Below are 20,341 nucleotides of genomic sequence, written 5' to 3' on the forward strand. Positions count from 1 at the left end.
ACGCTCACGACACCGTCCCGAGCGGCACCGTCACCCTGAACACCGTCGCCCCCGGGCCGGGCTCCAGATCCACCGAGCCCCCGTGCGCGCGCATCAGCGACCGCGCCACCGCGAGTCCGAGACCGCTGCCGCCCCGGTCCCGGCTGCGGGCCTTGTCGACCCGGTAGAACCGGTCGAACACCCGCTCCCGGTCCGCCTCCGGCACACCCGGCCCGGCGTCGGCCACCCGCACCGACGCGACGCCCCCGGAGACGGAGAGCGCCACCGACACCCCGGTGCCGGGCGGGGTGTGCACGGCCGCGTTGGTGAGGAGGTTGTCCAGCACCTGCCGGATCCGCACCGGATCCACCCACACCGGCACCCTCCCCACGACCACCGGCGCCTGCGACGGCCCTCGCACCGGGACGGCCGGGGTCGCCGGGGTCGCCGGGGTGGCCGGATCCGCCGGAGCGGCCGGGGCGGCCGGAGTCGCGGACGCTGCCGGTGCTGCGGGCACTGCCGGAGTCGCCCGGACTGCTGGGGTTGCCGGATTCGGCGCGGTGGCCGGGGTGGCCGGAGTTGCCGGAACCGCCGGAGTCACAGGAGTCGCCGGGGCTGCTGGGGTCGCCCCGGCCGTCGGAGCCGTCGGGGTCGCCCGGACCACCGCGACTCCCGGGACCGCCGGGGCCGTCGGCGCCGCCGGAGCCGTCGGTTCCCGTGTCCGGGGCGGGTCGGTTGCGGGAGTCGGGGTGATGGTCAGGGGGTGGTCCGGGTGGGCGGCGCGGAACGCGTCCGCCGCCTGCCGCACCAGTTCCGCCAGATCCGCGTCCTCCCGCCGGAGCGGTGTCTCCGCCTCCGCCGCGTCCAGCCGGGCGAGCAGCAGCAGGTCGTCGAGCAGGACGCCCATCCGGGCCGCTTCGGCGCGCAGCCGGGCCAGATGCCGGTCACGTTCCTGGGGGGCGTTGGCGGCGGCGTACTGGAAGAGGTCGGCGTAGCCGCGGACCGACATCAGCGGGGTGCGCAGCTCGTGCGAGGCGTCCGCGACGAAGCGGCGCAGCCGCTGCTCCGCCCGGGCGCGCACGGCCAGCGCGTCGTCGATGTGCTCCAGCATGGTGTTGAAGGCGGTGCGCAGTTCCTCCACCTCGGGTCCGCCGCCGGGGCCGTCGGCGCGCAGCGGCAGCCCGGCCGCGGACTCCGTGAGGTCGTGGGAGGCGATGCCCTGCGCGGTGTGCGCCATGTCGCTGAGCGGTTGCAGCCCGCGCCGCAGCAGCGCCCGCCCGATCACCACGAGCGCCAGCAGCGCCACCGCGAAGGCCACCACCTGCACCGTGACCAGCCGGCGCACCGTGGCGTCGATGTCCGCCATGGGCGCCGCGCTGACCAGGACCACCCCGGGTTCCACCTCGCAGGCCCGCAGCCGGTAGGTGCCCTCGCCCGTGATCGTCACGGTGCGCAGGAGCTCGTGGCCCGAGCGGGACTTCACCGCCGCCAGGGCGGTCATCGCGCGGGTGTCGGCCGGGACCGCGGCGGGCCTGCGCAGGACCGGGGCGCCGCCGGAGACGTCGTAGACGGCGGTGTACCAGCCGTAGTACGGCTGGCGCCGCACCGTGCCGTGCGCCGCCGCGTCCTTGGACTGCACGACCTGCACCAGCTTGAGCTGCGCGGCCTGCTGGCGTTCGAGATAGTCGCGCATGTACGTGGTCAGGGCGGTGCCGACGACGGCGAACACCAGCAGGGACAGCACGCCGAGGCCCAGCGCCAGCCGGGTGCCCAGCCGCAGCCGCCGCCAGGCTCCCCGGAACCGGGCGGTGCCGCGCGGGCTCACCCCGCCGCCTGCCGTACGACGTACCCGAAGCCGCGCACCGTGTGGATCAGCGGGGCGGTGCCCTCGTCGCCCTCGTCCAGCTTGCGGCGCAGCCTGCTGATCACCAGCTCGACGACGTTCGAGCGGCCGCCGAAGCCGTATTCCCACACATGGTCGAGGATCTGCGCCTTGGTGAGCACGGCGGGCGACCTGCTCATCAGATAGCGCAGCACCTCGTACTCGGTCGGTGTCAGCGACAGCAGCCGTGCGCCGCGCCGCACCTCGTGGGTGTCCTCGTCCAGGGTCAGGTCCGCCACGCGCAGCACCGAACGCCGCAGCGCGGGCCCCGCGCTGCGGCGCAGCACGGTGCGCAGCCGTGCCATCAGCTCCTCCACGGCGAACGGCTTGACCAGGTAGTCGTCGCCGCCCCGGGTCAGGCCCTCCACCCGGTCGGCGACCCCGTCGCGCGCGGTGAGGAACACCACCGGCACCATCGTGCCGGAGCCGCGCAGCCGGTCCAGCACCGCGAAGCCGTCGAGGCCGGGCAGCATCACGTCGAGGACGACGATGTCCGGCCGGAACCCGGCGGCCCGGGCCAGCGCCTCCTCGCCGGAGTACGCGGTGACCGCCTCCCAGCCCTCGTAGCGGGCGACCGTGGCGACCAGGTCGGCGATGGGCGGGTCGTCGTCCACGACCAGGAGTCGTACGTTCTCCACCTGCTCAAGCTCCTTCCACCCGTTCATCCTGCGGTACGCGCGTCCCGGCGCCGCACCCGGGCCGGCGCGGCGCCGGTTTCGATACCCATCCGCAAGGACACCGACAGGCTTCCGACAGCTTGCCCCCGGGCACGGAGACCCGATTTTCCCGGAACTGCCGGTTCCGTACGATTGCGCGCGTTCACCGGTGAGGCGGCAGGGCGCGGCGTTAGTCTGGCGACGACTCAGAAACCGGACGGGGCAAGGTACATGGCCCTGAAGCGGACACCGCAGCCACCGCACCGACGCCGCACCACGGGCGGGCACGGGCCGGGCGGGCGGCCGGGGTGTCCGGGCGCTCGACGGCAGCACACTCGAACCCGACGGACGGTGCCCCACTGCGCGGGGCCCGCGTGGAAGGACGCTGGTGATCCCATGATCGAGCAGCACATCCCCGACGAACTGCCCAACGACCGCTCCGACACCCGCTCCGACGCCCGCGTCGACGACCGCTCGGCGCAGTTCGAGCAGTATCCGCAGGGGCGGTCGGTGCGCATCGGTGCCGATGGCTACGGTGTTCAGGTGCCGGGTGACGCCTTCCAGCCGCAGCTCCTGGAGAGACTCGTGGACCCCCTGAGCCCCGACGGCACGGAGCAGACGCTCTGCGGCTGATCCCGACCGGTCCGTTCCGGCTTTCAGCTCCATCTGTGCTAATTGGGCCAATCAATGCACATGCGGAACACAGTGGTTGATGGCACGTCACAATGAAGAAGCGGCGGAGAACCGGCATTCCGACGGGGGACGTGCATGGTGATTGTGATGGGTTCGGCCGAGGACGGCATGGACGGGCCGATCTACGTAGAGGTCGACACGGGGTCGGCGGAAGACGGCCTCGACGGTGTCTTCGACGGCATCGGCACCCGGGGCAATCCCGCGGCACGCGTTCTGGACGCCACCCGCCATGTCTACGAGGACGGTCTCGAACTGGCCAGACGCTGCGCGACCCGGGCAGCCATCCGGCTCGGCGATCTCGGGGAAGGGCTCAAGCCCGACGAGGTGGAACTGCAGCTGTCCATCAAGTTTGACGCGGAACTCGGCGCCGTACTGGCAAAGTCGGGGGCGGAGGCACAGCTCCAGGTGACATTCCGCTGGACACCCGGTACACCGGAAGCCACGGCACCGGGCAGCACGTCGTGAGCGACGGCACCGGAATCCACATCTTGCCGTACAGCCTGGTGGTCGGGCAGCCGGAACTGAAACTGGCCCTGGAACTCAATTACATCGCCCCGCGGATCGGCGGTGTGCTCATCAGCGGACAGCGCGGCACCGCCAAGTCCACCGTGGTACGGGCGTTCTCCCTGATGACCAGTGGCCGGCTTCCGGTGACGCTGCCGATCAACGCAACGGACGACCGGGTGCTCGGCGGTTGGGAACTCGATGCCCTGATGAGGGGCGAGGCCAGGCCACAGCCAGGGTTGCTGGACGAGGCCGGCAGCAAAGGGATGCTTTACATCGACGAGGTCAATCTGCTGGACGACCACATCGTCAACATCATTCTCGATGTCGTCTCCACCGGAGTGCTGTCGGTCCAGCGCGAGGCCATCGACACCGTGCGCAGTGTGAGCTTCGGGCTGGTCGGGACGATGAATCCCGAAGAGGGCGGGTTACGACCCCAGTTGCTCGACCGGTTCGGCCTGATGGTCGCGGTGCCCGAGCTGGATCAGGAGCAGCGGCGGGCGATGGTGCTGACGGTGCTGCGTTTCGACACCGAGGCCGGTACGGCGTCGCCGTGGCTCGCCGAGGGGCTCGAGGCCGATCAGGCCCTGCGGGACCGGCTCGATCGAGCCAAGGAGACGGTCAAGGATGTGCGGCTGGAGGAGGACGTCGCGTGGCTGTGCGCTGACGCCGCCACGCGGCTGCGCGCGGTGGGACACCGGGGAGAGCTGGTCACCGCCTGGGCGGCCCGGGCTCTGGCGGCCTTCGAGGGAGCGGAGGCGGTGACGCCGGGCCATGTGCGCCGGGTGGCGCCGCTGTCGCTCCAGCACAGGCGGCCTGAGGCGGCACACAGCGGTCCGGTGGAGTGGACCGAGGAGGAGTCTCAGCTGCTCGACGGGCTGCTGGGATGATCACGCCGGATGTTTCCCCGTCCGATGACCGGCTCCACCCCCTGCTGCGCGTCCTGGCTTGTTCCGCACTGGGGCCCGGCCTTGACGGGGTACTGCTGTTCGATCTCGAACCGGAGTTGGTGAACCCGGTTGCGGACGCGTTCTCCGACATCCTCCGGCTGAGCGAGGGACGCCCGGTGCAGCGCACCGTGCTCGGCTCGGCCACCGGTGACGACGAGCTGTGGTTGCGGCCGGTGCTCCGGCCACAGGAGAAGGGGCTCGGTTTCTCCTTGGTTCCCGGGCCTCTGGTGGACGTCGCGGAGGATGTGACCACGCTCGTGGTGGTACCTGATCTGGCATGGCTCGGTCCTGCCGCGATGCGTGCCGCGGTGCAGTTGCTGGGTGCAGACGTCGCCGTGGTGGAGCGAAGGGGCTACCGGGCGCAGTGGCGGCCCCGCGCTCGCTGGCTGGCGGCCTGCAGTGAGGCGGAGGTGGGCAGGCTGTCCCCGCATCTGCTGGACCGCTTTCCGATCCGGCTCAATGTCTCCGGCCTCGGCCTCGGAGGCCCGGACGCACAGTTCGCAGGGCGTGCCCCGAGCGGCACAGGTGTCGGCCCATGCCCGGCTCTCTGGGCCGATCCGGAGCCCGGACGGTGCTCGGGGGAGCTGCCGCGGTCGTGGCGCACCGTACTTGCCGCACGTAGTCGGCCGTCGTGCGCGGTGGGCGAGGAGGCTGCGGCCCGGGCGGTGGCGCTGGCCGGAACCGGAACGAGTTCACGCCGGGCGATCACGCTGGCCCGGATCGCCCGTGCCCAGGCCGTCCTGGACGGTGCGGAACTGTGCGGGCCCGACCAGATCGACGAGGCGGCACGGCTCATCGGAGTTTCCACGGCTCCGGCCGGGAACGGACGGGACGACGTTCCCGCCGATCTCGTTCCGCCAGCCGCTCCCGGGCAGGGCAGTGGCGGCCGACCGTCGCCGGACGGGCCGGTACCGGATCCATCCGGAGCCGACGAGGTTCCACCGGGATCCGCTCCGGCTGTGCACGCCGACTCCCCGGAAGCTCTGGATGCCTTCCAGGCCCACCAGGACCAAGCGCATGCCTCCGCCTATCCGGAGGATGACGCCCAGCTCCTTCGCGACTTCCACGCGCTGCGGATCCCGTGGCAGCAGCGCCCGGTACCCAGCTCCGCCCGAGGACCGGTCACCGGTGTGCGCCCTGCCACCGTACTGCGGGACTTGGCCCTTGTGGCCACCGCCGTGGAAGCAGCGAAGTACCAGCACCTGTCGGTCCGCCGCGCCCTGCGTGAACCTGGTGACGGCAGGCTGGTCATCCTTCCCGGTGACCTGCGCAGCTACATTCGGTTTCCGGTCGCCGAGCGTATGCTCGTCCTCCTTCTCGACCACACCTGCCGCAGCGGGTGGGACTGGCAGCCGGCCCTGGCTCCCTATCTGCAGTGGGCCTACACCGGGCGCGCCTCGGTCTGCGTGGTCGAGGTCGGCGGCCTGGACGCCGCTCACGAGCTGCGTGCCGAACACTTCGTCGCCCACAGTCTCCTCGACCCCAGGGTCGGTGCCGCACTGCACCGGCCGGCGGGCCGCAGCACCCCTCTTGCACATGGGCTGGCGGTGACCGATCAGCTGTTGCGGCGCGCGTTCCAGCAACAGTCCGACCTGGTGGAGGCGTGGCTCGTGGTGGTGTCCGACGGGCGGGGGAACGTCCCTCTCGACGCGAGTATCGGCGGCCGGCTCACAGGGCCGGTACGACGTACCGGTGTTGACGACGCTCTCGCAGCGGCTTCCCGGATCGGGGCCATGGGACGGATACGACTGCACTCGGTCGTGGTCGACGCGGCACGTCAGCCGTACCCCGACCTGCCTTTTCTGCTCGCTGACGCGCTGGGCGGGGTGACGGTGGCCGGGCGGACCGCGACAGAGGTACGGCATGGCGGCTGAATCCCGCGGACCGCTGGGTCTGGGGGCGGTGACACCTCTGGGTTTCCGCTCGCCGGCCAGAGCGCTGGTCCCCGAGCCGCTGCCGGCACCGCGCACCACGCCGGTACCGCAACAGGTGACCCTCTCCGCCGAAGCGGCCTCCCTGGCATCGGCGCCTGTCGATCCCGACTCACGCCTGCCCGACGGCATCGCCCGCCTCGCGGTACATCGGGGCATGGACGAACACGGAAAGGAGCCGTTCTGGCTGAAGGGCCGTAGCGGGGATCAGGAGCTGGCTCTCGACTCGGCGTATGCCCGACTGCGGCCGGACGACATTGCGCTGAGCAACATACGGAAGGGCGGGTTCGCCCCCAGCGAGCTGCTGCGAGCGGTCGCAGAGTGGTCGGGCAACCAGGAGGACCTCCTCGGCTGGATCAACGATCTGCGCGCCAGATACGGCACGAAGCTCCAACTGGTGGTCTGGGACGACACCGATTACGACATACCGTGGGAACTACTTCACCTGCCCCCGGACCACAGGTACGGCTTGGCGTCCGGAATTCTGGGCGCTTTGGTCACCGTGGTGCGCTGGACCACCATCCGCAGGCCGGGACCCGTCCCCGTGGCAGAACCCGCCAGCTGTTCCGGGCATGTCCTCGGCTACTACGCCAAGGACATGAGAGGTGACATCGAGGTGTTCGAGGGCTTCATCCACCGGGTGCACAAAGCCAGCAGTACGTTTCTCGGTGACCTTGCCCGTCCCGACCTCGGTGCCGGTCTGGTCTACATGGGCTGTCACGCCACCTACGGCTCGAAACTGTACGACCTCCGACTCGACACCCTCACGTGGGGAGAGCTCAACGCGCAATCCATGGCCGCTCTCGACGGCCGGCGCACCCTCGTGTGTATCAACGCCTGTCATTCGGCCCGCATGGTCGACAACAGTCCACGGGGGGAGAGAGCTCTGCGCGGGTTCGCCGAACTGTTCCTGCGCAAGGGGGCCGGCGGCTGCATCGCCACATCGGGCAAGGTGGGGGACGACGTCGCGCACACCCTGGTCCGTGATCTCGTCGAGCGGCTCTGTGCTGATCCCGAGCTTCCGGTCGCACAGGCGCTTCGCGAGTTCCGGGCCCGTGCCGTGGCCGCACTGCCCGATCCGCTGCCGTCTCTGTACACCGACGAGGGCACGTTCGACAAAGTGGGCCAGCAGCGGCTGCTGCCGCTGCTCTACAGCTTCATGTTCCTGTACTTCGGGCATCCTCTGACCACGCTCCGGCTGAGTCTTCGTGCTCAGGAGGCGAGATCGTGAGCAGTGATCCGGCCTCCTTGCCAGTGGCGCCCCTGGTGGCCTGGCCGCGCAGGGCGGTCGCCGGCCGGAGTTACCTCGTGACCGTCGATCTGGACGGACCGGTGGCGGCTGACGACTGGCCTTACACGGAAGAGGAGTTGGAGTTCGGCGTTGCCCTTGACGGCGCCCCCCGCTTCGTCTGCGAGGTACTGAACGATCCCAGTGTCGTCCTCCACCGTTTCGGCGGGACCTACGGCCCGGCCCGGTTCGTCGTCACCGCTCACGGCACGGTCGGGCCCGCCGCGATCTGGCTGACGATCAGCAACCGCTGGGGGGTTCCCGTCCGTACGGTCGAACTGGCCGGTGAGATCGTCGACGAGCCTGACGAACCGGGGGAGCCGGCTGCTGTTGTCTCCGTGCCCTGGGGAGGACCGGTCGTCGGACAGGATTTCGAGCGTGTCCCTTTGCGGGACCTCTTCGTCCTCCGCGGCGGGAGCGGCTCCCCTCCGGGAGAAGTGGCGTCATCGACCTCTGACCAGGTCACCATCAGTTATGCGGGTGCCCAGCGGCCTTGGGCCGCCTGGATCAGTCACCAGATCGAACAGGCGGGCTGCCGAACGAGCCTGCGACGGTGGGATCCGGGCTCCGGCACCCCGCTGGCCGATGCCCTGGCCGACCTGTTCCGACTGCCCGGCAGGATCCTTTTCATCTTCGACGACGGCTACCTCCGTCTGGGGGATCACAGCGAGGTCGCATGGAGCGAGGCCATGCGTGCGGTGCCGGCGGCCCTCGCGCAAAGGCTCGCGGCTGTCAGCCTGACCCTCCGGGCACTACCCGCGTTCACTGCGAACCTGGTGTCGGTCGACCTGCGAGAACTTGACCCCGAGGAAGCCCGCAGACGTGTGCTGCGCTGTCTCGGTCTGCCGCTGCCCGGTGGGCCGTCCGCGGAAGCCGGTCAGGACGCGGAAGCCGGGCCCCGATTCCCCGAAGACGTGCCGCACGTCTGGAACGTGCCGGTCCGCAACACGCGCTTCACCGGGCGTGACGAGCTCCTCGACGAGATCCACGACCGGTTCGAGCGTCCTGACCGGGGTGTGGCCCGGGTCGCGCTGAGAGGCATGTCCGGGGTCGGTAAGAGTCAGATCGCGATCGAGTACGCACATCGGTTCGGCACCGATTACGACGTCGTGTGGTGGGTCTCGGCCGGTTTCCGGGCCACTGCCCGTGAACGCTTCGCCCAGCTCGCCCCGAGCCTGGAGCTCCCGGTCGGCCAGGAGCTCCGTGCGCGGATCAGAGCGGTCCATGACGCCTTGCGGGCCGGGCAGCCGTACCGGCGCTGGCTGGTGGTACTGGACGGCGCGGACGACGTGGAGCAGATCCAGAACCTGCTTCCAGAGGGCGACGGACACGTTCTGCTCACCACACTCACCGGGGCCTGGGAAGCCCATGACGTCGTGGAGCTCAGGGTGCCACCGTTCCGGCGTGCCGAGAGCGTGGCCTACGTGCGCGACCGCGCCCCTCGCCTCACCCCCGACGACGCCGACCGCCTCGCCGAGGCCGTCCAGGACCTGCCGCTGCTGCTGGCGCAGACGGCGGCCTGGCTGGCAGCCAACGACATACCGGTCCAGGACTACATCGCGATGATCCGGCGCGGTGAGGCCGGCCGGATCGGCATCCGCATCTCGACCGACTATCCACTGGGATTCCGTGCGAGTTGGTCGATCACACTGGACACCCTCAGGGACCGGCATCGCGACGCGAGCGAACTCCTCGACCTCTTCGCCTTCTTCTCCCCGGACGCCATCCCGGTCCGGCTGATGCAGACGGCACGTCCCGCACACCTGCCGCCCGTCCTGGCCGCGGTGGCTGCCGACCCGGTCCGCTGGCGGACAGCGCTGCGCCGTCTGTCGGAATCCACTGCAGTACGACTGGAGTACTCGCAGTCGGCCGGGACGGCCGTGGACAACGCCTCCATGCACCGCTTGTACCACGGCTTCCTCCTGAGCAGTCTCTCCCAGGAGCGACGTGAGGAACTGTCACGGACCGCGTGCACGCTGCTGGCCGCGGCCGATCCTCGGCGCCCCAACGACACGGCCGAGTGGAACCGGTACGCGGAGCTCATACCCCATCTGGAGGCCGCCGGCGCGCTCGACAGCACTGTGCCGGAGGTCCGCCAACTGGTGCTGAACTGTATTGAGTACATGCGGATCCGGGGCGAGACCCGGGCCGCCCTGAAACTGTGCGAACAGGCATTTGACCGCTGGCACACCCGGCTGGACCCCGAGGACCCGGACATGCTGGTCCTGATACACGACCACGCGAACATGCTGCGGCGCGGCGGGCGCTACCTCGAGGCGGAAGCCGTCGGAAGGGCTGTCCTCGAACGCCTCACGGAGTCGCGGCGTGCGCTCGATCCCGATCTGCTACGGGCCCGCAACGGGCTCGCGGGCACCCTGGTTTCCCTGGGACGTTATGAAGAGGCGCATCAGATGTTCCACGACTGCGTCCGGGCGTATACCGCCACGCACGGCTCGGAGGCGACGCGCACCCTTCAGGACCGCAGCAACCTGGCAGTGGTCACAGGTCTGCTCGGACGGTTCGAGGAGTCACTGGAGATGCACCTCGACATCTTGCTGTTCAGAGAACGCCTGCTGCACCCGCGCCACCACCTGACGCTGCGGACCGGAATGCTGTGCGCCTGGATGCTGCGGCTGCTCGGCCGGTATGCCGAGGCCGTGAGCCGACAGGATGCCAACCACCGTGACCACCGGCGGGTCATGGACCGGTACACCCCCCAGGCCCTGCTTGCCGAACACAATTTCGCCCTCTGTAAGTGGCGTATCGGTGAACGGGCCACCGCCGAGGCCGTGATGAAGGATGTCGTCGACCGTTTCGTGCAACGGCAGGGCCCGCGCCACCCCGACGCACTTCTGGTGCAAGCCGGTCTCGCCATGCTCGAACTGAGGCTGGGCAGACTGGAGGACGCGCGGAGGCTCGCGGTCACCGTCGCCGACGGTTACCTTGCCCTGGTGGGCCCGGCGCATCCCTATGCCCTGGGTACGGCAGGCAACGTGGGCCTCGTGCTGGACGCCATGGGCGAGCGCGGCCGGGCCGCGCAGATCGCCGAGGAGACGCTGGCGGCGATGCGTGAGGCCGTCGGCCCCGTGCATCCGTGGACCCTGGGCGCCGGTCTCAACGCCAGCGGCGCGCGCAGCACGGCCGGGCGCCGGGAGGCAGCGGCAGACCTCAGTGGTGAGACCCTGCGCTCAGCGAGCCGGGTCATGGGCGCGATGCACCCGCTCACGCTCTCCTGCGCAGCGGCCCACGCCGATGATCTGCGCGGTCTGCGGCACGTTGACGAGGCCGGGAAACTCGAACGTTCGACACTTCTGCAACTCGAGGAGGCCCTTGGACCACACCATCCGCAGACCATGGAGACACGCCAACGGCGAAGGCCGTTCTGGGACTTCGAACCGCTGCCCACGTGACCCGGGCCCGGGTGGCTGCCGGGCGGATCAGGACGGCAGAGCAGGTCCCGGCTCGCTGAACCGGTGAAGCCGCCGTGGCATCGCGAGAACCCGGGCGGGGCGTGTCGCCCTGGTACGCCCACGGGCGGGAGACTGGGCGGACCGTGCGACCGCGCTGGGCGGCGGAGAACAGAGGAGCACAACGTGACGGACGTGGCCGAGGAGCAGGGCGTGCGGCGCGAAACCACCCGGCGGGCGGGGCACACAAGGGACGCAGCCCAGGCAGGATGCGATCGCGACGAGGGCGGCCCGCTGCCTGACTGGACGGGAACCGACCTGGCCGCGCTCCGTGCCCGGACCGTTCATCCCGCACTGGCCTCGGTGCTCACCACACTCCTGGCCCGGTCACTCCGCGACGACGGCGGTTGCGTGGCTTATCACGAGGACTCACCGGGCGTGGACATCTAGGGTGAGTACAAAGGCACGACCCGGAGGAGGCGAGGCCGTGCACAGCGTGCCGAACGGCGATTCAGGCCCCTGCCCGCACGAGGTGTTCGCACCATGGCCCTACTCCGCACCGGGCTTGGCCGCTGCGCGAGACGCAGAGTACCGGCTCCACCCTTTCAGGCAGTTCGTCCTCAAAGCGCATGGCCGGTGCAATCTGGACTGCCAGTACTGCATCATCTACCACAGCGCGGACGCCGGGTGGCGCAATCGTCCGGCCCAGGTCCCCCCGGAGGTGATGACGCGGACCGCCCGGCGGATCGCCGAGCACGCTGCGGCCCATGACCTCGCCGAGGTGCGGATCGACCTCCATGGCGGTGAGCCCCTGCTTTCCGGCGCTGCGGCGACGCTTGCCTACGCGGCTGCCGTGCGCTCGGCCCTCCCGGGCCACATCGGTCTCTGTACGACCGTGCAGACCAACGGAACCCTGGTCACCGAGCGGGTCCTCGACGAACTCGCAGAGGCGGACGTCCGGGTCGGGCTCAGCCTCGACGGCGGGACCGACGCGCTCAACCGCCGCCGCGTGGACCACTCCGGCCGACCCGCCTGGCCCATGGCGGCACGGGCCGCCCGGATGCTGGCCGATCGGCCCGGACTGTACAGCGGGATCCTGTGCACGATCGACATCACCAGTGACCCGGCGGAGGTGTACACCTCGCTGAGTGCCCTGCACCCCCCGCAGCTCGACCTTCTGCTGCCGCATGCCAACTGGTCGAGCCCACCACCGGGTCTCACCCCCCGCCCGCCATCGGCTGCTCGGGGCGGGCGGGCCGTCACCACTCCGTACGGGGACTGGCTGGCAGAGGCCTTCGACCTGTGGTGGGACCGCTCTGAGACCTCGCCGGACGAACCGCAGCCAAAGGTAAGGCTGTTCACCGAAATTCTGGCGCTGCTCCTCGGAGCACCCAGCACCACCGAGTCGGTGGGGTTGTCGCCGATGTGCGCCGTGGTGGTGGAGACGGACGGCACGCTCCAGCAGATCGACGCCGTCAGGCTGGCCTACGACCAGGCCGCCTCCACCGGTCTCGATGTCTTCCGCAACAGTTTCGACGAGGCACTGGACCTTCCCGCCTTCGTCGTTCGCCAGACCGGTGCCGCGGGACTGGCCGAAGAGTGCCGTGCCTGTCCCGTGGTGCGGGTGTGCGGCGGTGGTAACTACGCCCATCGATTCCAGCGCGGGACCGGATTCCGCCATCCGTCCGTGTACTGTGCGGATCTGGAACGGCTGGTCCGGCACGCGGCCGAGCGGCTGCTCCGGGTGATGCCCGAAGACTGACCCCGGTGACCGGTGTCATGGCCACCCGCCGAAGCAGCCCCGCAACATGACCTGTTTAGACTCTCCGGATCGACGGCCCACATTCGTCGGTCCGGCCCAACGGCCCGCACCTGCCAGACCCGAAGGGTATTCGGCGTTTTGATACGGATAGATTCAGTCACCAAGCGGTATCCGGACGGCACCACGGCGGTCGACCGGCTCTCCCTGGAGATCCCGGACCGTTCGATCACCGTCCTCGTCGGCCCGTCCGGATGCGGCAAGACGACGACCCTGCGGATGATCAACCGGATGGTGGAGCCCACCGAGGGCACCATCACGCTCGACGGCGTCGACATCACCCGGCAGCCCGTCAACACGCTGCGCCGGTCGATGGGTTACGTCATCCAGAACGCCGGTCTCTTCCAGCACCGCACGATCCTCGACAACATCGCCACCGTGCCCCGGCTGCTGGGCTGGAGCAAGGACAGGGCGCGGGGCAGGGCGCGGGAGCTGATGGAACGGGTCGGCCTCGACGCCTCGCTCGCCAGGCGGTACCCCTACCAGCTCTCCGGCGGCCAGCAGCAGCGCGTCGGCGTGGCGCGGGCGCTCGCCGCGGATCCGCCGGTGCTGCTGATGGACGAGCCGTTCTCCGCCGTCGACCCCATCGTGCGCAAGGGCCTGCAGGACGAACTGCTCCGTATCCAGGCCGAGCTGGGCAAGACCATCGTCTTCGTCACCCATGACATCGACGAGGCCATCAAGATCGGCACGATGGTCGCCGTGATGCGCACCGGCGGGCACCTCGCCCAGTACGCGCCGCCCGCGGAACTGCTGTCCGACCCGGCCGACGACTTCGTCGAGGACTTCCTCGGCACCGACCGCGGCATCCGCCGCCTGTCGTTCTTCCCGTCCGCCGCCCTGGAGTTGCAGACGCAGCCCGTGGTCGCCGTGGACGCCACCGAGCAGCAGATCGCCGCCCGCCGCGCCTTCGGGGCGCCGTACCTCCTGGTCACCGACCTGGCGGGCAAGCCGCTCGGCTGGAGCCCCGCGGACGAACTGACGGCGGGTCCGGTCGACCCGGCGCGACTGCTGCCGTACGGACGGCCGTTCGTGCACGGCCGTGAGTCGCTGCGCGCCGCCCTCGACGGCACCGTGCTGTCGCCCACCGGCTGGGCCGTCGGTGTGGACGGCGCCGGCCGGGTCACCGGGGTCGTGTCGCAGCAGGCCGTCGCCGAGGCCATCCGCACCGCCCACGCCGAGGGCCACACCGCCGAGAAGGTGGCCGGATGAGCGGCGGCCTCTTCCACATCCCGAGCGATCTGCAGAACAGCTACTGGGGTCTGGTCGGCGTGCATCTGCGCGAGGCGCTGCTGCCCGTGCTGGCCGGTCTGGTCGTGGCGCTGCCGATCGCGCAGCTGTGCGTACGGCTGCGCTGGCTGTACGTACCGGTGCTCGGCATCACGACCGTGCTGTACGCGATCCCCTCGCTGGCCTTCTTCGTCATCCTCATCGACTACACCGGCCAGAGCGAGACCACGGTGATGATCCCGCTGGCCGTCTACAGCCTGGTGATCTTCGTCCCGGCGATCGTGGACGGCGTCCGCTCGGTCCCCCAGGAGACCCTGGACGCGGCCACCGCGATGGGCTTCGGTCCCGTACGCCGTTATCTCCAGGTGCAGTTGCCCATCGCCGCGCCCGCCATCATCGCGGGCCTCAGGGTGGCCACCGTGTCGAGCATCTCGCTCGTCAGCGTCGGCATGCTGATCGGCAACCAGGGCGCCCTGGGCAACCTGCTGCACGACGGCATGATCTACCACCAGACCCGGCTGGTCTGGCTCTCCGTCCTCGGCACCGCCGTCCTCGCCATCCTCGCCGACGCCCTGCTGGTGGTGCTGCGCATCGTGCTCACCCCGTGGATGCCCAGCGGCTCCCGCCGGGCCCGCGCGGGCACCGCCCAGGAGCCGGCACCCGCTCTCGTCCTGGAGGACGCGGCCCGGTGAACATCCTGCACTTCGTCAACGCGTTCTTCGACGACGGCTCCCGCTGGCACGGCTACGACGGCATCCCCGTGCGCACCTGGGAGCACGTCCAGTACTCCCTGATCGCGCTGGGTGTCGCCGCCGTCATCGGACTGCCCGTCGGACTGATCACCGGTCACACCGGGCGCGGCGGCAACGTCCTCGCCCTGATCGCCACCGCCGCCCGGGCGCTGCCCAGCTTCGGTCTGCTGGTCCTGATGTTCATCGTGCTCGGGCTCGGCCTGCTGCCGGTGATGATCCCGCTGGTCGTCCTCGCCGTCCCGCCCATCCTCGTCACCACGTACGAGGCGATGCGCTCCGTGGACCCGTCCCCGGTGGACGCCGCGCGGGGCATGGGCATGCGCGAGGCGGAGGTCCTGTTCCGGGTCGAACTGCCCGTCGCGCTCCCGCTGATCCTCAGCGGCCTGCGCTCGGCGGCCATCCAGATCGTCTCGACGGCCACCATCGCGGCGTACGTCAGCCTCGGCGGCCTCGGCCGGTACATCGTCGACGGCCTCTACCAGCGCGACTACGAGAAGGTCGTGGGCGGCGCCACCCTGGTCGCCGTGCTGGCCCTGGTCACCCTCGGGGTGTTCTGGGCGCTCGCCCGGGCCACCGTGTCGCCGGGCGTGCGCAGAAGCGCCTGAGAGCGGCCGTACGGCAGCGGTGAGGGGGGCGGGTTCCCGAAGGAACCCGCCCCCCTCACCCGTACCGGCGGTGGCGGTTGTCAGCCCCCGGTGCGGGCCAGCGCCAGCTCCAGGACCACGAGCAGCGCGTCCCGCACCGAGCCGCGTTCACGGGCGTCGAACACGACGAGCGGGACGCCCTCGCTGACGTCGAGCGCCCAGCGGATCTCGTCCAGGCTGTGCTGCACCTTGCCGTCGAAGGCGTTGACCGCCACGGCGAAGGGCAGGCCCCGGTGCTCGAAGTAGTCGACGGCCGCGTAGCAGTCGTCCAGGCGCCGGGTGTCGACGATGACGAGTCCGCCGACCGCGCCCTCCACGATGTCGTCCCACATGAACCCGAAGCGCTCCTGGCCGGGCGTGCCGAACAGATACAGCTTCAGGGTCGGGTCGATGGTCAGGCAGCCGAAGTCCATCGCCACCGTGGTGGTGGTCTTGGTCGGGGTGTGGGTGAGGTCGTCCACCCCCGCCGCGACCTCGGTGATGGCGGCCTCGGTGGTCAGCGGCTCGATCTCGGAGATGGCGCCCACGGCGGTGGTCTTGCCCACGCCGAATCCGCCCGCGATCACCAGCTTCACCGGCAGCGGCGGTCGTACGGCGGTCTGCGCGGCCCCCCCGCCGAGCAGCGGTTCGGTCGGTGTCACTCGATTACCCCTATGGAGTCGGGATGGCGCGGAGGCCATCGATAACCCTTCGCAGGACGGATGCGTCGTGGACGATGCCGGTGTCGGGCACATGCACCGTCAGGTGCCCCGCGCTGCGCAGGTCCTCGGCGAGCACCCGCACCACGTTGAGATGCAGCCGCAGTTTGGCCGCCACCTCCGCGATGGACTGCGGGATCCGGCAGGCGGCGACGATGTCGTGCTGCTCGAAGGACAGCCCGTCGAGCTCGGCGAGACCTTCGGCGGTGGCGACCACCTGGGTCTCGACGGGCACCGGTCTGCCGACCGCGGTCGGCGCCACCCGGCCCGCGGTGACCAGGAACGGCCGTACGGCGGGGGCGGGTCCCACCGGGTCGGGGCCCGGAGGCGTCGTGCCGTCCGCCATGGATGTGTCTTCCTCTCTCGACGTGCTGCCGTGGGGGGAACCGGATGCCCGGCCGGCGGCCCGGCCCGGACCGCGTGGTCCGGCCCGGACTCCCCGGGCTCCGTGAGCCGGGGGAACAGCCACCGGCTCACGCGGACCGGCGCCGGACACGCGCGTCGCGTCTCCTCCCGCCGGTCCGCCGCGGCACTAGCGTGCCGACGTCATGCCGACGCTGTTCTTCAGCTCCAGCACCAGCTGGGGGCTGAGCGCGGCGCCCGCGCGGTTGGCGAACAGCGTCATCTCGTAGGCGATGTTGCCGAGCTTGGCCTCCTTGTCGGCGACGACGCCGAGCACGGCGCCGCTGCCGATCGCGGAGACCAGCACATGGCCGCCCTCCAGGTCGATGATGACCTTGTTGAGGCCGCCCAGGCCGTAGTTGCCCGAGGCGCCCGCGGCCAGGCTGGTGATGCCGGAGACGATCGCGGCGAGCCGCTCGGAGTCGGCGTGCTCACGCAGTTGGGACACCGCGATGAGCAGACCGTCCGAGGACACGGCGATGGCGTCCACGACGCCGGCGGTCTCGGTGGCGAAGCGGTTCAGCAGCCAGGTGAAGTCCGCTGCCGCGGCCCGCAGGTCGGTCGGCGTGCTGCCTCCCGCCGCAGTGCCTCCTGTCGACGTACTCACTGCTCGGCTCCTTCCGGGAGGTCGTTCTGGTCATGCCGGTCGTTCTGGTCGTGCTGTGCGTGCGGGGGCCGCGGGGCGGCCAGGGCGCTGTCGCGGTTGGCGCGGGCCACGGCCTCCTCGAACTCGTCGAGGGCGTCGCGCACGGCGTCCGCGTCGGCGGGCCGCGCGGCCTGCCGGGCGGCCTGGGCCGCGGCGTCGACGGTGGTCCGGAGCGTGGCGCCCCGGACCCGGCGCCGCAGCGTGCCGGACCCTCCGGAGCCGGCGCCCTCGCCGCCCGGCCGCGCCGGTCCGGTCCCGGTGGACCCGTGCGGGTGGGTGGTGTCCTCGGTACGGCTGTGTTCGGTCACCGTCACCCCGCTCCGGGCCCGCGGGATGAGCGGGGGCTTGTCGTCGTCGGTCCCGGCCGCCTCGCGCCGCGGTACCCGGCGGGGGAGGAGGTCGGGGTGGTCGGGGTCCGCCGCCGGGTCCGGGAAGCCGCTTTGCGTGTGCAGCGCGGTCGACGGGACGGGCCCCGAGGGAGCGGGCTCCGGTGCGCGCGGCGACGGTACGACGGCCGCCGGGGCGGGAGCGGGGGGCAGGGCGGGCGGTGCTGAGGGCACGGGCGGCGCGGCGGGCAGGGCGCGCTCGGCGGAGGGGGCGGCGGGCAGGGACGGCGGACCGCCGTACCGGCCGGTGCCGTCCGTGCCGTACGCGCCGTCCTTGCCGTTCCGGACCTTCATGCCGTCCGTGGCCAGCGAGCTCATGGTCAGCAGCAGCGACGACGGCAGGGACACCTCGGCGGTCACACCGCCGCCCGGGGTGCGGGAGAGCGTGACGGCGATGTTCCAGCGGCGTGCGAGGGTACCGACCACGAACAGGCCGAGCACCTTGGTCGGTACGACGTCGAGGCGTTCGCGGCGCACCAGGCGCGCGTTCTCCTCGGCGATCCGTTCCGGGCTCATGCCCAGGCCGTGGTCGGCGATGACGATGAACGTGCCGTCCTCACCGGAGCGCACGGTCACCTCGACGGGGCTGCCCGCCGGGGAGAACGACACGGCGTTCTCGAGGAGTTCGGCCACCATCAGGGTCAGGTCGCCGATGACGTCCGGCTCCATCACGGCCTCGGTGCCCGCGTGCAGCCGTACCCGCTGATAGCCCTCGATCTGGCCGAGCGCGGCGCGCACCACGTTGCTGAGCGGGGTGGGACCCGCGTCGAGCACCGTCTCGCGGATGCCGGCCAGCAGCATCAGGCTGTCCGCGTTGCGGCGCAGGCGGACCGCGATGTGGTCGATGGAGTAGAGCCGTTCCAGCAGGGCCGGGTCGGTCTCGCCGCGCTCCACCGCGTCGATCAGCGCGAGCTGACGGGTCGTCAGGTTGCTGACGCGGCGGCCCACGTTGCCGAACATCTCCGCCACGTTGCGGCGGCTGACGACCTGACGTTCGAGCAGTGCGGCGGCCGTGGTCTGCACATGGTTGAACGCCTCGGCCAGCTCACCGATCTCGTCCTGCGCGGTGACCGGCATCTCGCGCAGCCGGGGCGGGCCGTCGTCCTCCGCGTCGTCGTCGGCCACCCGGGCCAGTTCGCGCCCGGCGACCTCCGCGACCTGCTGCGCCGCCCCGGTGAGGGCCTGCACCGGCCGCACCACCGAGCGGCGCACGGCGATCGCGAAGCCGATCCACAGCGCGAACGCGATCAGGGCGAAGCCGAGCAGCAGACCGGCGCGCCACTGGGCGTCGCTCGAGGACCGGTCGGCCCGGTCGGCGATCTGCCCGACCAGTGACGTGGTGATCCTCAGACGGGACCCGGCCTGCTGCGGGTAGGACGGGTAGTCGTCCATCGCGTCGCGGAAGGCGGCGCGGATCTCGGCGGGGTTGTTCTTCTGGAGTCCCGTCGGGTCCACCTGGAGCTCGGCGTACGCCTCGGCGATGTCCCGCTGGGCGGTGCTGTGCTCGATCCCGGACAGCTCGTCGGCCTGTGCCTCGGAGGCGAACCGGCTGAACCGGTCGGCCTGGTAGGAGTACAGGTCGTAGGAGCCGACCGCGCTGGTGAACTCGATGAGCGCGTTGGTGTCGCCGGTCGTCGCGGAGAACACGCTGGTCTCGAAGGACGCGTGGGCGGCGTTGGCGCGCAGCAGCGAGTCGAGCATGTTGCCGGTGAAGGTGGAGGAGAGCGACTCGTTGCGGTCCAGGCCGAGACCGTCGATGAGGACCTTGGCGGCGTTGGTGTACGCCGGGTCGATGTTGGACGCGGGCAGATAGCTCTGCTCGACCGTCCCGCGCAGGCTGGACAGGCCGCTGACCTCCTTCAGCGCCTGCGCCTCGGTGTCGGGCAGCCGGTCGCCGAAGGTTCTGCGCACCTTCTCGATCTGCGCGTCGACCCGGGCCTGCGCCTTGCGGTAGGAGGCGAGCGAGGGCTTGCCGCCCGAGCCGGCGGCCTCATGGCGCACCGACAGCAGGACGGCTTCCTGGTGCTCGCTCTCCACCCGGTCCGCCAGAACGGCGACCTGGGCACTGTCCCGGACGAGCTGGGCGGCCGTCCTGGCACTGCTCGACTGCCCCACCTGGTCGGTGATGAGGTACGCGAGCAGGATCGCCACCACCGCGAGCGGCACGCCGACCAGCAGGTTCAGCTTGCGCCGGAAGGGCCAGCGGTTGGCGAAGCCACGGACGGGCGCGTCCACCGCTTTCGTGGACACCGGGCCTCCTTCGTGGGGGGTGTCTCCACCCGGACATGAGGGGGTGTCCCCCCGGAGAACAGGGGTGTCACCACCCCGAAGACTGATGTGTGACGGCACCGGAGCGGGCCCCGTGCACCGCGGGACGGGCGTCAACTCGGCTGAGACTATCGCCTTCTTGAACTGACAATCACTCGCCCTACGTCAAGAATCCATTACAAGGCGCACTTGTTCTGCCCGACTTC

General features: G+C 70.9%; 17 protein-coding genes. 11 read left to right on the plus strand and 6 right to left on the minus strand.

The window, feature by feature from the left end; genetic code table 11:
• Positions 1–4: 4 nt before the first annotated feature.
• Together ABZ862_RS00945 and ABZ862_RS00950 are read right to left on the minus strand one after the other, a co-directional pair.
• Positions 5–1,804 (minus strand): sensor histidine kinase, encoded by a 1,800-nt coding sequence (locus ABZ862_RS00945; protein WP_360950069.1) that lies wholly within the window; start codon positions 1,802–1,804, stop codon positions 5–7.
• Positions 1,801–2,499: a response regulator transcription factor gene (locus tag ABZ862_RS00950; protein ID WP_360950072.1), complete on the minus strand. Its 699-nt coding sequence runs from the start codon at positions 2,497–2,499 to the stop codon at positions 1,801–1,803. Before ABZ862_RS00950 ends, ABZ862_RS00945 begins: the two co-directional genes overlap by 4 nt.
• Positions 2,500–2,913: 414 nt before the next feature.
• Between ABZ862_RS00950 and ABZ862_RS00955 the strand changes: the two genes are divergently transcribed.
• From ABZ862_RS00955 to ABZ862_RS01005, 11 genes are all read left to right on the plus strand, one after another.
• The gene (locus ABZ862_RS00955) at positions 2,914–3,150 is read left to right on the plus strand and encodes a radical SAM-modified peptide, FtsH ternary system-associated (RefSeq protein WP_360950075.1); all 237 of its coding nucleotides are present in this window, start codon (positions 2,914–2,916) and stop codon (positions 3,148–3,150) included.
• A 135-nt stretch (positions 3,151–3,285) separates the two neighbouring features.
• Positions 3,286–3,675, plus strand: coding sequence for a CU044_2847 family protein (locus ABZ862_RS00960; RefSeq protein ID WP_360950078.1), 390 nt, complete (start codon positions 3,286–3,288; stop codon positions 3,673–3,675).
• A complete protein-coding gene (locus ABZ862_RS00965) occupies positions 3,672–4,604 on the plus strand; it encodes an AAA family ATPase (protein WP_360950081.1) in 933 nt (310 codons plus the stop codon). Before ABZ862_RS00960 ends, ABZ862_RS00965 begins: the two co-directional genes overlap by 4 nt.
• Entirely contained in the window at positions 4,601–6,538 is a 1,938-nt protein-coding gene (locus tag ABZ862_RS00970; RefSeq protein WP_360950084.1) for a magnesium chelatase, read from the plus strand. The genes ABZ862_RS00965 and ABZ862_RS00970 overlap by 4 nt, the downstream gene beginning before the upstream one ends.
• Entirely contained in the window at positions 6,528–7,826 is a 1,299-nt protein-coding gene (locus ABZ862_RS00975) for a CHAT domain-containing protein (protein ID WP_360950087.1), read from the plus strand. The genes ABZ862_RS00970 and ABZ862_RS00975 overlap by 11 nt, the downstream gene beginning before the upstream one ends.
• Positions 7,823–11,293: an FxSxx-COOH system tetratricopeptide repeat protein gene (gene fxsT, locus ABZ862_RS00980; RefSeq protein ID WP_360950090.1), complete on the plus strand. Its 3,471-nt coding sequence runs from the start codon at positions 7,823–7,825 to the stop codon at positions 11,291–11,293. Before ABZ862_RS00975 ends, fxsT begins: the two co-directional genes overlap by 4 nt.
• A gap of 183 nt (positions 11,294–11,476) precedes the next feature.
• The gene (locus ABZ862_RS00985; protein ID WP_360950093.1) at positions 11,477–11,740 is read left to right on the plus strand and encodes a hypothetical protein; all 264 of its coding nucleotides are present in this window, start codon (positions 11,477–11,479) and stop codon (positions 11,738–11,740) included.
• Between the two features lie 115 nt (positions 11,741–11,855).
• On the plus strand, positions 11,856–13,052 hold the full coding sequence (locus ABZ862_RS00990; RefSeq protein ID WP_360950096.1) for an FxsB family cyclophane-forming radical SAM/SPASM peptide maturase: 1,197 nt from the start codon (positions 11,856–11,858) through the stop codon (positions 13,050–13,052).
• Between the two features lie 138 nt (positions 13,053–13,190).
• A complete protein-coding gene (locus ABZ862_RS00995) occupies positions 13,191–14,321 on the plus strand; it encodes an ABC transporter ATP-binding protein (RefSeq protein WP_360950099.1) in 1,131 nt (376 codons plus the stop codon).
• Positions 14,318–15,031 carry an ABC transporter permease gene (locus ABZ862_RS01000; RefSeq protein WP_360950102.1) on the plus strand — a complete coding sequence of 238 codons (714 nt, stop codon included), beginning with the start codon at positions 14,318–14,320 and terminating at the stop codon, positions 15,029–15,031. The genes ABZ862_RS00995 and ABZ862_RS01000 overlap by 4 nt, the downstream gene beginning before the upstream one ends.
• On the plus strand, positions 15,028–15,696 hold the full coding sequence (locus tag ABZ862_RS01005) for an ABC transporter permease (RefSeq protein ID WP_360950105.1): 669 nt from the start codon (positions 15,028–15,030) through the stop codon (positions 15,694–15,696). Before ABZ862_RS01000 ends, ABZ862_RS01005 begins: the two co-directional genes overlap by 4 nt.
• Positions 15,697–15,776: 80 nt before the next feature.
• On the opposite strand, the gene ABZ862_RS01010 is transcribed toward ABZ862_RS01005, so the two are convergent.
• The 4 genes from ABZ862_RS01010 to ABZ862_RS01025 form a co-directional block, all read right to left on the minus strand.
• Positions 15,777–16,376: an ATP/GTP-binding protein gene (locus ABZ862_RS01010; protein ID WP_360950108.1), complete on the minus strand. Its 600-nt coding sequence runs from the start codon at positions 16,374–16,376 to the stop codon at positions 15,777–15,779.
• A gap of 10 nt (positions 16,377–16,386) precedes the next feature.
• Positions 16,387–16,779, minus strand: coding sequence for a DUF742 domain-containing protein (locus ABZ862_RS01015; RefSeq protein ID WP_360950111.1), 393 nt, complete (start codon positions 16,777–16,779; stop codon positions 16,387–16,389).
• A 186-nt stretch (positions 16,780–16,965) separates the two neighbouring features.
• On the minus strand, positions 16,966–17,442 hold the full coding sequence (locus tag ABZ862_RS01020) for a roadblock/LC7 domain-containing protein (protein WP_360950114.1): 477 nt from the start codon (positions 17,440–17,442) through the stop codon (positions 16,966–16,968).
• Positions 17,439–20,117, minus strand: a complete 2,679-nt coding sequence (locus tag ABZ862_RS01025) for an ATP-binding protein (protein WP_360950117.1) — start codon at positions 20,115–20,117, stop codon at positions 17,439–17,441. Before ABZ862_RS01025 ends, ABZ862_RS01020 begins: the two co-directional genes overlap by 4 nt.
• Between the last annotated feature and the right edge of the window lie 224 nt (positions 20,118–20,341).

The sequence above is a fragment of the Streptomyces sp. NPDC047000 genome (assembly GCF_040644295.1).
Taxonomy (GTDB): domain Bacteria; phylum Actinomycetota; class Actinomycetes; order Streptomycetales; family Streptomycetaceae; genus Streptomyces.